Origin of the sequence: Chryseobacterium sp. C39-AII1 (assembly GCF_039672645.1) — a bacterium.
Lineage (GTDB): Bacteria > Bacteroidota > Bacteroidia > Flavobacteriales > Weeksellaceae > Chryseobacterium.
In genome coordinates this window covers 1-546 of sequence record NZ_JBDFPQ010000048.1, presented here as the reverse complement: position 1 = coordinate 546, position 546 = coordinate 1, and the positions used below count along the sequence as shown (strand labels likewise).

The window sequence follows — 546 nt, the reverse complement described above, 5'->3', positions numbered from 1 at the left end:
AACCTCCAGATCCAGATCCAGATCCAGCCTGTCCACCCCCTGCATCCGCAGCGAAATACATTCCATGAGAACCTCCCATTCCATTATAACTTGAGAGAGAAGAATTTGGATCAAAATCTCCATTAAAGGCAGAATGTTCTCCATAAATAGATCTTGGATCATAAGCAGCATTTCCATCAGGATCAATATAGCTAATAGGATTATTAAAAGCATAATTATACGGCGAATATCTTCTCATTTGTTCTGCCAAGGCATCTACCACACCCCATCTTCCCAGATCCGGCATATACATTCTCGCTCCAAAATCGTACATTCCTGTTTCCTGAAGCTCTTTTCCGTTGTATTTGTAAGAATACAAGCTTCCGAAATTAGAAGCATTAGATCCCCCGATATGATTCAACCCAAAAGGATAATAATTGTTGGTATCTTTTGTTTCAAGAACGCCTGCGCTGGTTTTCGAGAAGCTTACTCTCGTATTTCCTAAATGATCTTGATATTGGTAAATATAGCGGTTTTCTCTAAAACTGTAAAATCCTTCAGAGGTGG

Annotated in this window: 1 protein-coding gene; it reads right to left on the bottom strand. The window is 39.7% G+C overall.

Going from position 1 to position 546, the window contains the following annotated elements:
• The coding region (locus ABEG63_RS21535) for an RHS repeat-associated core domain-containing protein (protein ID WP_346587491.1) at positions 1–546 on the bottom strand (546 nt) is incomplete at both ends.